This window comes from Candidatus Limnocylindrales bacterium, from assembly GCA_035626395.1.
Taxonomy (GTDB): Bacteria; Desulfobacterota; Binatia; order UBA1149; family CAITLU01; genus DASPNH01.
In genome coordinates, this window is the sequence record DASPNR010000044.1 from 65,545 (window position 1) to 78,910 (window position 13,366).

The 13,366-nt window shown below is 68.1% G+C and carries 10 protein-coding genes; all 10 read right to left on the reverse strand.

The window, feature by feature from the left end; all coding sequences use genetic code 11:
• Positions 1–47 precede the first annotated feature (47 nt).
• The gene (locus VEC57_19715) at positions 48–2,684 is read right to left on the reverse strand and encodes an integrin alpha (protein ID HYC01370.1); all 2,637 of its coding nucleotides are present in this window, start codon (positions 2,682–2,684) and stop codon (positions 48–50) included.
• A 74-nt stretch (positions 2,685–2,758) separates the two neighbouring features.
• Positions 2,759–4,162 carry a flippase gene (locus VEC57_19720; GenBank protein ID HYC01371.1) on the reverse strand — a complete coding sequence of 468 codons (1,404 nt, stop codon included), beginning with the start codon at positions 4,160–4,162 and terminating at the stop codon, positions 2,759–2,761.
• Positions 4,159–5,262, reverse strand: a complete 1,104-nt coding sequence (locus VEC57_19725) for a hypothetical protein (protein HYC01372.1) — start codon at positions 5,260–5,262, stop codon at positions 4,159–4,161. The genes VEC57_19720 and VEC57_19725 overlap by 4 nt, the downstream gene beginning before the upstream one ends.
• On the reverse strand, positions 5,259–6,545 hold the full coding sequence (locus tag VEC57_19730; GenBank protein ID HYC01373.1) for a glycosyltransferase family 4 protein: 1,287 nt from the start codon (positions 6,543–6,545) through the stop codon (positions 5,259–5,261). Before VEC57_19730 ends, VEC57_19725 begins: the two co-directional genes overlap by 4 nt.
• Positions 6,542–7,528: an NAD-dependent epimerase/dehydratase family protein gene (locus VEC57_19735; GenBank protein ID HYC01374.1), complete on the reverse strand. Its 987-nt coding sequence runs from the start codon at positions 7,526–7,528 to the stop codon at positions 6,542–6,544. The genes VEC57_19730 and VEC57_19735 overlap by 4 nt, the downstream gene beginning before the upstream one ends.
• Entirely contained in the window at positions 7,528–8,631 is a 1,104-nt protein-coding gene (locus VEC57_19740; GenBank protein ID HYC01375.1) for a Gfo/Idh/MocA family oxidoreductase, read from the reverse strand. Before VEC57_19740 ends, VEC57_19735 begins: the two co-directional genes overlap by 1 nt.
• 31 nt (positions 8,632–8,662) lie before the next feature.
• Positions 8,663–9,658, reverse strand: coding sequence for a hypothetical protein (locus tag VEC57_19745; protein HYC01376.1), 996 nt, complete (start codon positions 9,656–9,658; stop codon positions 8,663–8,665).
• Positions 9,659–9,706: 48 nt separating this feature from the next.
• Positions 9,707–10,780: an SDR family oxidoreductase gene (locus VEC57_19750; GenBank protein ID HYC01377.1), complete on the reverse strand. Its 1,074-nt coding sequence runs from the start codon at positions 10,778–10,780 to the stop codon at positions 9,707–9,709.
• Positions 10,777–12,195, reverse strand: coding sequence for a sugar transferase (locus VEC57_19755; protein ID HYC01378.1), 1,419 nt, complete (start codon positions 12,193–12,195; stop codon positions 10,777–10,779). Before VEC57_19755 ends, VEC57_19750 begins: the two co-directional genes overlap by 4 nt.
• Positions 12,192–13,364, reverse strand: a complete 1,173-nt coding sequence (locus tag VEC57_19760; GenBank protein HYC01379.1) for a DegT/DnrJ/EryC1/StrS aminotransferase family protein — start codon at positions 13,362–13,364, stop codon at positions 12,192–12,194. The genes VEC57_19755 and VEC57_19760 overlap by 4 nt, the downstream gene beginning before the upstream one ends.
• Positions 13,365–13,366 lie beyond the last annotated feature (2 nt).

Here is a 13,366-nt window from a genome sequence, read left to right on the forward strand (position 1 = left end):
TTCCCGAGCGCGGCAAGGTAGCAGAGGTAGAAATCGGGGTCAGTCGTTCAGCGTCGTACGAAGCTGTCGGTGGCCACGAGGCTCACACCGGAGTCGACGCCGGGCCCGAGCGGGAAGAACGGCTTCCAGCCCGATACCAGGCTGCCGTCCAGCTCGAGCGCGAGAACCGGGCCCGCAAGCTCCGACGCCGGCGCTACCAGGATCTCGCCAGCGCCGTCGAAGTCGACGTCGGCCACGGCCACACGAAGACCGCCCCGATAGCTGGTCGGGTACTGCGTGACGAAAATGTTGACGGGGTTGCCGTTGGTGCGCGTAACCAGCGTGCCATCCGCGCGATACGCCCGGATCCACAGCTGCCCGTCGGCCACGGCCGTGACGATCTCGTTTCGGTTGTCCGCGTTGCCGTCGATGTTGCCCACGGCAACGGTTACGCCGCTGTTGGGTCCGCCGTCCGTGCCCTGCGCAGGGAAGGCAAGCCACGTGTGGCGCAGGCTGCCGGTGCGGCTGAAGACACGCACGACGGGAAGACCAGAGGCGGCGCCGACCACGAACTCATCCTTGGCGTCGTCGGTTACGTCGCCTCCGGCCAGGTTGACGCCGACGGCGCTGATGAGCGTGCCATTGAGCTTGTCGGTCGCGCTGAACACCCGCACCGGATCGCGACCAGGAATGAGTGCCCAGGTGAAACGTCCGATGGGATCGTCGAAAGACCGCTGGTACAACGCGACGTCGATGTTTCCACCGCTCGTGGCGTCGGCCGGGCCCACCACGATCTCGTCCTTGAAGTCATCGGTCGATGGGTTGACGAAGTTTCCGGCGGCGACGTTGACGCCGCCGCTGTAGCCGCTGAGCTCGGCCAGGAACGACGACACCCGCCACCGCCGCCTCCCGGCACGATAGACGTTGACGCGAGGCGCTTCGCCGCCGCGTCCGGATCCCACCGCCAGGTAGATGTCGTTCGGCCCGGTGGCAATGGCCTCGTCGAGAACGTCCATCGACAGGCTGCTCGCGCTCTGCCCGCGGAATGGCGACAGGTCGACCTCGCGCCGGCGTCCGCGCAGGTCGAAGCTCTGCACGGCCGGGCGCCGCGCGAGCGACTCGCCGGCAACGAAAATGCGCGTCTCGCCGCCGCGCCGGCCATTGAACTGTTTCAGCAGCGCGCCGTTGGCGCCCGAAAGGATTCGGACGCTTCCCGCGTTGCGGCGCCCGCGCGGGGCATCGCCAGGCACACCAACGACGACGTCGCCCACGGCGTCGTTGTCGTAGAGGATCCCGCCATCCAGCGACTGGCCCATTCGCGCGCCGCCAACCGGGCCGTTCTGCGTCCACAACGGCTGCGCCGGTGTGCCGCTGCCCGAATACGCATGGACGCGGCCTGTCTGCGCTCCGTTGCCCACGGTGGCCGTAGGCGCTGAGGCAACGATGTCCTGGATCGTATCGGCGTTGATCCTGCCGACGACGGCGATGGCGGTGCCGAAGCCGGCGCCCGCCTGAGGAGTCGGCTCGGTGCGGTCGATGTTGGCCAGAGTGGATCGTTCCAGCGTGATCTTGCCGGAATCGCTCAGGCCAGCGGCAGCAAAGCCGGGCGATCCGAGCCACAGCTCGTCGACGAGGTCACCATCGAGATCGGCAATGCCCGCCACGGCACGGCCCAGTCGCTGGCGGTCGGCGCCGCGGAAGCGCGCCACCTCCTCGTAGGGAAAGGCGCCGGAGATGATCTGGACGATGCCGGCGTCGCGCAGCGTCGTCGTACTGGTGGTGGTGGTCGTCGTCGTGGTGGTCGACGTCGACGTGGTCACGTCCGGCAGGGTGGTCGTCGTCTCCGGAAGCGTCGTGCTCGGCTCGAGAATCGTCGTGGAAGTCGTCGTGCCGCCTGCCGGTGCGCCGTCGTCCGGAAAGACTTCGGCGTTGCTGGCCGCGATGGCGATGTCGGGCACCAGATCGCCATCCATGTCACCGACGCCGGCGACGACGTTGGCCCAGGCATCGGAGACGTGCCGGCCTTCGCTCCTGCCGATGATCGAGCCATCGGCGCCCGATACCAGATAGCCGATGCCCACACGCTGCAGGCCCGCGTCGCCGAGGTCGACGCTGGCGCCGCTGGCGCCGACGACGACGTCGCCGATGCCGTCGCCGTCGATGTCATGAAGGCCGTCGACCGCCTCTCCGAGGTTGGCCTGCGGATTCGCGCCGAACAGCGTCCAGACCACCTCGCCCTCGTGATTGTAGACTTCGAGCTTGCCGCCCGCGTTGTAGGTACCACCGCCGGGCTTGGGCGAGTCGAACGTGGATGAGCCGACGGCTATCTCGTTTCGCCCGTCACCGTCGACGTCGTCGATGAAGGACAGGGCGGCGCCGAGCTGCTGATCGACGTCCGTTCCTTCCAGGGAAAGAAGCCTGTCGCCGGTGGCGCCCGAGTAGACGTAGGCGCGGCCAGCCCGCCGATTGCCGTTGCCGCGCGCGCAGGGGGCGCCGGCGGCGACGTCGGTCACGCCGTCCCCATCGAAGTCGCCGCCCGTGCTGACCGACCAGCCGAGAGCGTCGCCGTTGCGGCAGGTGACCTCGACCGCTGCCGCCTCGCCGGCCATGAACAGGCCGAATAAGGCCACCGCAAGCACCGACGACGGACCGGCAAGAACACGCGCAGCCGCACGGCGGCCCTGGGCAAAGCGAAGTCTTTTCATTGGATTGCCCTCAGCGGGCAGGCTGCCAGATTGGCCGCAACCGCACCTGACCGCAAGAGAGGAAATGAGGGCGGTCAGGCCGCCGGGGGGACCTCGGGCGCTCGGGTGGACGCAGCGGCCTTGCGGCCCTTGCCTGCCACGCGCGCGCGCGCCTCGCGGGCGAGGCGGTACCACATCTCGAGGTCGCCGCGGCGCAGGATGAGCGGCTCATGCCATGGCATGCCCGTCTCCCGCAGGAAGAACACGTAGAGCAGGATCGCCGCCGCCGAATACGAGCACGCCGTGCCGATGGCGGCGCCCCGGATGCCGATGTCCGGAATCAGCCACACGTTCAGCGCCACGTTGCCGACGAGCGCCACGTAGGCGGCCGTGATGTTGACGATCTGGCGGTCGCGCGCGGTGAAATCACGCGAGAGCAGCACGTACACCGACATCATGACGATGCCCCAGGAGATGTAGACCAGCGGCACCGCAGCCGGCGCGTATTCGGCGCCGTAGAGCGTGACGATGGCGAAGCGGCCCACCAGCGTCAGCGCCGCGGCCGAGACGGCGGTGATGGCGATGGTCTGGCGGCACGCCGCCGCCGTCATCGCGTGAATGCGCTCGACGCTGCTGCCGGCCAGGCGCGGAAACATCGCCAGCCCGAGCGACTGCGGCACCTGCATCATCTGCTCGGCCAGGCGTGCGCCGATGGCGTAGAATGCGACCTCGGCGGGAGTCAGGAAGTACGCGCAAAGATAGATGCCCGCCTTGAAGTTGAAGTGGGAGGCGATGATCTGCACGTGCGACTTCAGGCCATAGCGAAGCATGCGGCGGAACAGATCGGGGTCGAACACCGGCCGCAGCCTCGTCTGCCGATGCACCGTGGCCAGCACCCACGTCACCATCACCACGCGCAGGGTCACCGCCACCGCCAATGCTCCGGGCAGACCCAGCCCCAGGACGTAGAGCACGACTGTCATGCCGACCAGCGTCAGCACCGACTCGGCGAACAGGCGGGTGTTGTAGACGGCAAAGCGGTCCGTCGATTGCAGCACGCCGTAGAGGTAGCTCTCCACCAGCAGCGTCGGCAGCATCGGGCAGACGAGCAGGAGCGCCCACAGCGGCACCCCGCGCAGCACGCCCGACAGCAGCCAGTCCCTGCCCAGATAGACGAGCGGGATCAGCGCAAGGCCGACGGCCAGCCCGAAGAAGACAGCGGTCGATGCGACGCGTGCCACGTCCTCCTTCTCGCGGCGGATGAAGAAGATCGTGGCCTGCGACTGCCCGAACTTCGTCAGCGTCGTCAGCGTGTGGGGAAACGTCGTGACGATGGAGAATATGCCGCGGCTTGCCGGCCCGAGCGTTCGCGCCGTGATCATGCCGGTCAGGATGCCCAGCCCCATCTTGACGAACGTCGTGGCGAGCGTGCCGCCGAAGTCCTTGGCCAGGCCGAACAGTCCCGAGCGCGCCGGCTTCCTCTTTGCCGGCTCCGTCATGCCGCCGTCCCCTGGGCATCGAGGCGGCCGAGGATTTCCTCGGCCGCAAACGAGGTCAGGTCGGTCAGCGATCCCACCCGCAGCTCATAGGACGGCACCGCCGCCGCCAGCTGCAACACCACGCCGGCCTCGTCGGTGCGGCGCGTACAGGCCACGGCGTCCAGAACCTCGTTCATGATCGCGATGCGGCGCACCTCCTTGGCCATCAGATTGGCGGCGCGGAGACGCGCGGCGCTCTCGGTGGCATCGATGCGCTGCACGCGGCTGCGCTGCCCGCGCTCGACGTGGAAGATTGCGGCAATCGGCTGCGGTTCCAGCTCCACCTGCGCGATGCGGTGCGCATCGCGCGCGTACACTCGCCGCTCACCCGTGGCTGTCAGCCGACTCGCGCCGGCGCCGGCCAGACGGCGGCTGTTCTCGTCGAGCAGCAGCAGTTCCGGGCAGGCAAGCGCGCGCAGGCCGTCGTGCAGCACAAGGTTGTCCGAAAGCATGCGGCAGGATGCGTCGGCCAGCATCGCCACGGCCAGCGTCGATTTTCCGCATCCCGGCATGCCGGCCAGGACTACGGCCCCGGCGGGCGTGGCCACGGCGCCGCCGTGCAGGACGTGCCAGCCTTCCAGGCGGCTCAGCCGCCACAGCAGCGGATGGTAGAAGAGATAATAGAGCAGCGTCGAAAAGCGGCGGCCGCGCAAGTCGCCCAGCGCGTTGCGGTAGCGGAAGCGGCGCAGCTTGTCGCCGCGCGCATCGCGAGCGAGGTAGAAATGATATCGGCCGCGCACCTGGATGCGCCCGCCTTCTTCGGCGATTGCCAGCTGCAGGTCGGGGAAGTCATCGATGCGCAGCCAGTAGCCGCGCGGACCGTCGATGTACAGATCGCGATCGAGCCGGTGCTGCCAGCCTGCGCCGGGGAACGCCGCTTCCAGGCTCCTTGCCGGCACCCCGTCGACCCATTCCAGGCGGCTGCTGATGTCGAAGGCGCCTTCGACAGCGGTCGCATACGGCTGCAGCGCCACGCGCGCGTAGTCGAGGAACTCGGGCAGCTCCGACTCCAGACGCAGGCGCACGCCGTGCATCTCGAACGCGATGGCAGATGCGCTCACGACGCGCCTCCCGGCACCGCCGCCGCGTTGCCGGCATGCGTCCGGCGCGCCAGGACCTCTTCGAACAGAGAGGTTATCGTCTCCACGTGCTTGTCCAGAGCGAAGCGCTGCGCCGACTCCAGTGCCCCGTTGCTCAGCCTCTGGCGCAGCCCGGCGTCGCTCAGGAGCCTGTCCAGGACCGCCGAGAGCTCCCCGGCGTCGCCGGGCGTGGTCAGGACGCAGTCCTCGCCGTCGCGTACGAACTCGGGCACTCCGCCGGCGCGAGTGGCCACAATGGGCCGTCCCACGGCCATCGCCTCGATGATGACGCGTCCGAACGGCTCGCCGCGAACCGAGGTGTGCGTGACGACATCCATGGCACCGAGAAGGTCGGGCACGTCCGGACGCGCGCCGGTCCAGATCACGCGGCTCTCCAGCCCCTGCTGGCGAATGCGCTCCTTCATGGCGTCGGCGTAGGCAAGGCCGCTGCGATGGATGCCGCCGACGATCATGAGGACCAGGCGCGGCCGCCGCTCGCGCAGCAGCTCGAGCGCCTCGACGAGCACGCGCTGCCCTTTCCACTCCTGCACGTTGCCGACCACGCCGACCAGTTCGGCGTCGGCCGCGATGCCGAACTCGTCGCGAACGTCCTGCCGCGGCCGCCGCGGCTGGAATGCCCGCAGATCGAGACCGTCGTACACGACCGCGAACTGACGCGGCCGCATGCCGCCGGCGCGGCAATGCTCCTCGATGGCCATGGTCATCGAAATGCAGAGGTCGACGCCGCGCGACAGCCCGCGCTCGACGTAGCTGAGCTTGTCGAAGCCCTTGGCGTGCACGACGCAGGGCACGCCGAGCAGGCGCGCGGCGACGATCGCGTCGGCGTTGCCGCGAAAGCCGTTGGCGACGTAGACGAGCGCCGGCCGGATCGGCCGCAGCAGTCGCGCCAGGCGCAGCGCCGTCGGAACGGTCTCCAGCAGGAAGGTGCCGGTAACGCGCAGCGTGCGCAGCGCGCCGGCAACGGCGCTGACGTTCTTGGCGCGCGCGTAGGTCGGATTGGCTTCCAGGCCGTGCTCTTTGGGCAGCCGCCTCTTGTCGAAAACGTGCACGGGAATGCCCCGCGCCTGCAGGTCGGCGATGACGCTCTTGTTCTCGTACAGGACTACGTGCGGCGCGATGCCGGATCGCCCGTCGCCGTCGTCGCGACCACGGCGCTCGGCAATGCCGCGCAGGAGCTCGAGCATGCCCGTCAGCGAGCCGCCGACGACGTTGCCCGACGATGCCTCCAGAAAGACGACGTTCACGCCGGCTTTCGTAGCGACTCCTGCAGGCTGCGGTCCAGGTCCACGCGCGGCGACCACGCCAGGCGCGTGGCGGCGGCGTCGGTGGCGTAGCGCGCGCTGCGCTCCGAGCGCAGCAGCTGATAGGCAACCGACCACGGCCGGCGCTTCACGAGCTTGTGCGCGAAGTTGACTGCGTTGACTGCCGGCGCCAGCAGCGTCACGGGCACGTACATCACTCGCAGCCTGTCGCCGCGGGCGCGCGCGAGAGCGCGGAAGTACTCGGCCTGCGTCAAATCGGGATTGTCGACGACGTTGAATATCGAGCCCGCCACGCCCTCGACCACCCCGGCGGCCACGACCGCGTCGGCCGCATTCTCGATGTACGTCAGCGGCACCCGGTAGCCGGGGCTGCTCACCACGAGCAGAAGATCGGGGCGCAGGAACTTCTTCACGCGCCCAAGGAAAACCGCCTGCTGCGGATGATCGGGACCGTAGAGCAGGCCCGGCCGCACCACCACCACGTTCTTGCCCGCACGCGCGGCCGAACAGACCAGGCGGTCCGCGTCGATCTTGGAGCGGGTGTAATAGCCGCGCAGCATCGGCTGGTGGTCGTAGTCGCTCTCCTCGGTAACGACGATTCCCTCGCGGTCGATCTCGAAGATGCCGAGCGAGCTGACGTGCACGAAGCGGGCACCGCCGGCGATGGCGGCATCCATGAGCCTCTGCGTCGCTTCGACATTGACGCGAAAGAACTCGTCCCAGTCGCCGTGCGAGACCACGCGCGCGCCGACGTGGTAGACGACGTCGCAGGAGCCGGCCTGCTCGAGGATGGACGGGTCCAGGCTGCCAAGGTCGCCGACGACGACCTCGGCGCCGGCGGCCTTCAGCTCATCGGCGCGGCTGCCTTCGCGGGCCAGCGCCAGGACCTGGTCGCCGCGCTCGAGCAGCCGGCGCACCACGCGCCGGCCGAGAAAGCCCGTTCCACCGGTGACGAAGGCCCGCATCAGACTGCCACCGCTGCGGCCGGAGCCGGCGACGTCTTGACGCGCGAGCGCGTAGGCCGTTCCTGCTTCTCCAGGCTCTGCCAGATGCGTGCGGTGACCTCGACGACCGCAGCGGCTTCGTCGATGGAAACCGGCGCGGCGGTGCCGCTGCGAATGGCTTCGTAGAACCGCGCGATCAGCTCGCCCATGCCTGGATAGTAGCGGATGCGGCCGCGCACGAAGTCGAGCGTGTTGGTGATGGTCTGCCTGGTCAGCTGCCAGGCCTCGTCCAGATTGGGAAGCGGCTTGGCGATGATTTTGGGAACGTCGTAGTCGCGGCGGCGCACGATCGTCATGTTGTTGAGATTGACCTCGACGGTCATGCGCGTGCCGCACAGCTTGAGCGTGTTCAGGCCGGGCGCGGCGTTCGTCGAGATGGTCAGCATGCCGGTCCTGTTCTCGCCCTGCATGAGGACGCGCAGCTCCTGCGGCGCCGACGAATCGCCGAGCGAGAAGGCGGTGGCGTGGAGATCGTGCACGGCGCCGAGAAAGTAGAGCTGCAGGTACAGCGGATGCGGCACGAGGTCGCCGATACCGCCGCCGGCCAGCTCGCCCAGCCAGTCGCGGTCGCTGGCGCGGCCCGCCTGGAAGCTCTCGATGGCGACGAGGTCGCCGAGCTCGCCGCTTTCCCACAGCCGCCGCGCCGCCAGCATCGGCGGATCGAACAGGCGATTGTGATCCGCCGTCAGCATGGCGCCGCCGCGTTCGGCGGCGGCCTTCATCGCCTCGACCTCGCGCGGATCGAGCGCCAGCGGCTTCTCGACCAGCGCGTGCACGCCGCGCTCCAGTGCCGCGATGGCCACGCGGGCATGCGTGTGAGGCGGCGTCAGCACGTGAACGACGTCGAGCTGCTCGGCGGCCAGCATCTCCTCCACGCCGCGGTAGACGCGCTGGATGCCGTAACGGTCCGCGAGCTCGCTGCTCTGCCGGATCGACAGATCGGCAACGGCCACCGGCACGCCGCCCGCCTTGCGGATGTAAGGCAGATGCGCATTGGCAATGATGCCGCAGCCGACGATGCCCACGCGCAGCGGCGCGCCCGGTCGTTTCTTGTCAGTCGTCATCGGATCCTCGCGGCGTCGGAAATCGAAGCGCTCAAAGTGCCGTCGGCGTGGCGAGTTGGCAAAGCAGACCCGGCGCGGCCGTGGCGACGAAAGGCGCCGCATTGACGGCGCTGGCAAGGGTTGCCAGGTCGCCTTGCAGGCCCTGCGGAAAACGCACGTGGATCGGCGGGCGGCCGTCGATCTCGATCTCGTCGAACTGATCGGTGCAGTCCAGACGCATCGTCAGCGCCAGCGAGATCTCGTGGCCGTGAGGTGAGACGGCCCGCGCCGTGTGCGCCAGGCCCAGGACGTGGCCCGCCTCGACGACTTCGCCCCCTCGCTCCACACGCCTGTCAGCCACCACCGGCTCCAGCCGCTGCTCGACGGCGCCGACGGGCCAGCGCAGGGCCGCCGCCACGTACTGCACCGACTCGACGAAGCCGGCGTGTCCCATGGAGAACACCGCACACCGCGCCGCGACCGAATCGGCCGGCTCGCCCACGCCCATCTTGCGGCGAAGGGCGTTGCGGCGCCGGGACAGGTCGACCATTCGCCGCGCCTTGAGGCAGCGAGGCCCGAGCGTCATCGACGACAGGTAGGCCGGCAGACGATCCATCAGGAAACCCGGATTGACGCCAGCGGCATACAGCGTGACGCCGGCGGCCTTTGCCCAGCCGTCCAGCCGCAGCGCCGCCTCACCGTGGCCGGCATACGGATAGATCAGCTCCTCGGCGGTGGTGACGACGTTGCAGCCGGCACGCATCAGCGCGTGCAGATCCGTCTCGATGTCCGCGATGTGCGAGCCTGCACAGTGGAACGCCACGTCGATTCCGCCGGCCTCATCCACGGCTTGCTCGAGACTGGCGCGCACGACCACGTTGCTGTCGCTCTCGGCCAGCGCGCCGAGGGTCTGCCCGATGTTGGCGGGATTGAGGTCCACGGCGGCCACGCTCTGCAGCCGCTCGGTCTTCATCGACTCCCGAGCGATGCCGATGCCGATGGCGCCGAGACCGAAATGAAGTACTCGCAGGCGTCCGTGCTCGCGCATGATGTGAATCCTACTGGCGGTCGGGCGCGAGCCGTGCGCGCCCTTTCCTCAAGCCACTTCGCCGATCGCCTCGTCGACCACTTCCTGGACGCAGTCGCGCCCCTCACCGGCGAAGCCGTGCGCCTGCAGCCACTTGAGGTTGGAGTAGCGGGCGTCGGTCCAGTTCATGTGCGGGGACTTCTCGAGCAGGGCCTTGATCTCGTCGACGCCCTGCTCGATCGACCGCGACGGCACGAACCCGAGTACGTGCCGGATCTTGTCGAAGCTGACGCGGTAGCTGCGCAGATCATCGACGCGGTGCACGTTCTCGATGCGGGTCCCCGGAATTCGCGCGGCCACGATCTCGGCCGTGCGTGCGATCGTGAAGTTATTGTCGTTGGAACCGACGTTGAAGATCTCGCCGGTGGCATGCTCGTCACAGGTCTCGGCCGCGATGAGGAAGGCCTCGGCAACGTCGCGCACGTGCACGTGCGGCCGCCACGCTTCGGCTCCCATCACCGTGATTGCCCCCTCGCTGACGGCCTTGCACGTCATCGTGTTGATCATCAGGTCGAAGCGCGGGCGCGCCGACGTCCCGAACACGGTGCCCAGACGCAGGATCACGACGCCGCGGCCCTCCAACTCGCGCTGCAGTATCTGCTCGGAGACGATGCGGCTGCGCGCGTAGAACGACACCGGATTCAGGCGCGAGCCTTCGTTGAGGATCAGTCCTTCGGTCGCGCCGTAGACGCTGCACGAGGAGGCGAACACGACGCGCTCGAGGTCGGGGCGGTGCTTGACCACGTGACACAGGAGCTTGGTCGACTCGATGTTGATCGAGATCGTCTCGTCGTGATCGAGGTCGCAGGCGCCGTCGCCGACCAGCGCCGCCAATGCGATCACCGCGCGCGCGCCCTTGGCCGCGCGCATCATGTCGCGGATGTTGCAGATGTCTCCGTACTGGATGTCCAGATCCGGATGATTGCCTACGCCCTTGAGGCCGGCGTTGCCGTACAGGAAGTTGTCGAGGACGCGAACACGGTAGCCGCGCTCGAGCAGCATGCGAACGAGATGCGATCCGACGTAGCCGCAGCCGCCGGTGACCAGCACCAGATCGCGAGGCTTCAAAAACTTGTCTGTCATACCCTGGCCTGTGAGGAGAGAACGACTTTGTTGAGCGGTTCAGGGCCTCCCTGCGCCAGCAGATCGGATAAAGCAGGAACGAGCCGATACTGGAGGCCGAGCTTCTCGCACGCCTCCGCGATCTCGCGAACCACCATGGGATCGAGGTCGGCCAGCGAGATCAGGACCATCTCGACGCCGTGCGTGCTCGCAGCCATGGCGATATCGGTCGCTCCGCCCATCACCCGTACCCCGTGGATGAGGGCCCCCCACCTATGCGGCTCGTGGTCGATGATGCCGACGGGCATGAACCTTGAGTTCGGGTCTTCCAGAAGCGATCGGAGGATCGCCTCCACCCCATGACCCGAGCCCGCCACCAGCACCTTCACGAACGGGCCCCTCTCCTCGCTCCGGGCCACGCCGCTCAAAACCGAACGGACTATATACCGGGAGCCTGCGACCAGGGAAAGGAGCAAAACCCAGTCGATGAGGAAGACGGCGCGAGAGTGCCGCTGGAGACTGAAATACGTCATCGCCACCAGCAAAGCCGAGCTCGTGCTCACCGCTTTGACGATAGCTGCCAGATCGCGCCTCCCCATCCAGCGGGGCGTGCGCTGATAGAGGCCGTAGTAGACGAACACCGGCGGCTTCAGGATGACCACCCAGATCAGGGCCTTTCCGACGTAGGCCCATCCTTCGGCGTCCAGATACCAGTCGAACTTGATCAGGTTGGCGCCGACGTAGGCCACGACCATCAGCGCGATGTCCAGGGCCAGGGCCGCAAAGCGGTAGCGCTGCCGGGCGAAGAAGCCGCTCTTGAACTGAGTCAGCAGGACGCGCAGGAAGCCGCCGACCAGAAAGCGGACGTCGCCCACGAAGGTGGCGGTGCGGGCGTATTCGATGTCCCGCTCGAGCTTCTCGGGCAGGATGCTCTGGATGTAGAACTCCTCGACGTTCTCGCAGCCCTCGGGATACTTCTCGACTTCGTCGCGCCCGTCGATCTGGCTCGGCCCGATGATGCCGGGCTTGACCGACAGGACCACGCGCTGCTCGGGCGTGTAGAAGTTGGTGAAGTACGGGTCCTCGGGGCGCGGGCCGACGAAGGACATGTCGCCGGCGAGCACGTTCAGGAGCTGGGGCAGCTCGTCGAGCTTGGTCCAGCGGAGAAAGTGGCCGACCGTGGTGATGCGCGGGTCGCGCTTGACCGTCAGGCGCGCGCCGCTTCGGTAGGCGCCGACGATCATCGTGCGGAACTTGTAGATTCGGAAGGTGCCGCCGCCGGCCGCGGCCCGCTCCTGCCGGAAGAAGACGGGCCCCTTGGTGTCGAGCTTGATGAGCGCGGCGATGATGGCAAAGACCGGCCACAGCAGCGCCAGCGCCAGCAGCGCGACCGTGAAGTCGAACGCTCTCTTGGCGGCGGCCTGCCCCTTGGTCATCGCAGGTTCTCCCGTGCGATCCTTTCGAGGCTGCGGGCGACGTCGCGGACGTCGTCGTCGGCCATGTCCGGAAACAGCGGCAGCGAGATCGACGCATCGTAGAGCCGCGTGGCGTTCGGGAAATCCTCCCGCTTGCAGCCGAGGCGTTGCTGGTAGAGCGGGTGCAGGTGGGCCGGGATGAAGTGCACACTCGTCCCGATGTTGTCCGCCTTCAGCATCTCGATGACCTCGTTGCGCGTCACCTTCAGCCGCTCCGAGTCGATCCGCACCACGTAGAGGTGCCAGGCCGACTCCCCGTCGGTCGGCGCCTGCGGCCGCAGAATGCCCGGAATATCGGCCAGACACTCCTCATACAAGGCGATGATGCGCTTGCGCCGCCGCTGCAGCTCGTCCAGGCGGGCGAGCTGATGCAGGCCGAGGGCCGCGTTGATGTCGGTCATGTTGTACTTGAAGCCGAGCTGCTCGACTTCGTAGTACCAGCTTCCCTCGGCGGTGTAGCGCTTCCACGCATCGCGCGAGATTCCGTGCAGGCGTCGGATCTTCAGGGCCGTGGCCAGCTCCGCATCATCGGTGGTGATCGCCCCGCCCTCGCCTGTCGTCAGATTCTTGCCGGCGTAGAAGCTGAAGCACGTCGCCGTGCCGATCGAGCCGACCGTGCGGCCCTTGTACGTCGTCGGCAGCGCGTGCGCGGCGTCTTCGATCAGGGCTGCGCCGGCCTGCGAGGCCAGCGCCGTCAGGCGGTCCAGGTCGCAGGGATGGCCGGCGAAGTGGACGGGGACGATGGCCCTGGTGCGCGGCCCGATCCGGCGCGCAACGGCCTCGGGGTCGATGTTGGGACTGTCGGGCAGCGTGTCCACCAGCACCGGCGTGGCACCGGCATACAGCACCGTGGCGACGGTCGCGGTGAACGTGTACGGCGTGGTGATCACCTCGTCGCCGGGCCCGATTCCCATCGCTTCGTAGACCAGGTGCAACGCCGCCGTGCAGGAGGCGACGGCGACCGCATGTCTGGCACCGACATAGGCGGCGAACTGCTCTTCGAATCGATGGGTCTTCGGCCCCATCGTCAGCCACCCGGATCGGAGAGTGTCGACGACCTCGGCGATTTCACCCTCGCCGATGGAAGGACGGTGGAACGGCAGGAACTCGCTTCGTCGTGTCGAAGTCATGA

Excerpts from the sequence above, each read along its gene's own strand:
- VEC57_19740 (HYC01375.1), bottom strand. The coding sequence starts at position 8,631 with ATGACGACTGACAAGAAACGACCGGGCGCGCCGCTGCGCGTGGGCATC.
- VEC57_19755 (HYC01378.1), bottom strand. The coding sequence starts at position 12,195 with ATGACCAAGGGGCAGGCCGCCGCCAAGAGAGCGTTCGACTTCACGGTC.
- VEC57_19760 (HYC01379.1), bottom strand. The coding sequence starts at position 13,364 with ATGACTTCGACACGACGAAGCGAGTTCCTGCCGTTCCACCGTCCTTCC.
- VEC57_19750 (HYC01377.1), bottom strand. The coding sequence starts at position 10,780 with ATGACAGACAAGTTTTTGAAGCCTCGCGATCTGGTGCTGGTCACCGGC.
- VEC57_19720 (HYC01371.1), bottom strand. The coding sequence starts at position 4,162 with ATGACGGAGCCGGCAAAGAGGAAGCCGGCGCGCTCGGGACTGTTCGGC.
- VEC57_19745 (HYC01376.1), bottom strand. The coding sequence starts at position 9,658 with ATGCGCGAGCACGGACGCCTGCGAGTACTTCATTTCGGTCTCGGCGCC.
- VEC57_19715 (HYC01370.1), bottom strand. The coding sequence starts at position 2,684 with ATGAAAAGACTTCGCTTTGCCCAGGGCCGCCGTGCGGCTGCGCGTGTT.
- VEC57_19735 (HYC01374.1), bottom strand. The coding sequence starts at position 7,528 with ATGCGGGCCTTCGTCACCGGTGGAACGGGCTTTCTCGGCCGGCGCGTG.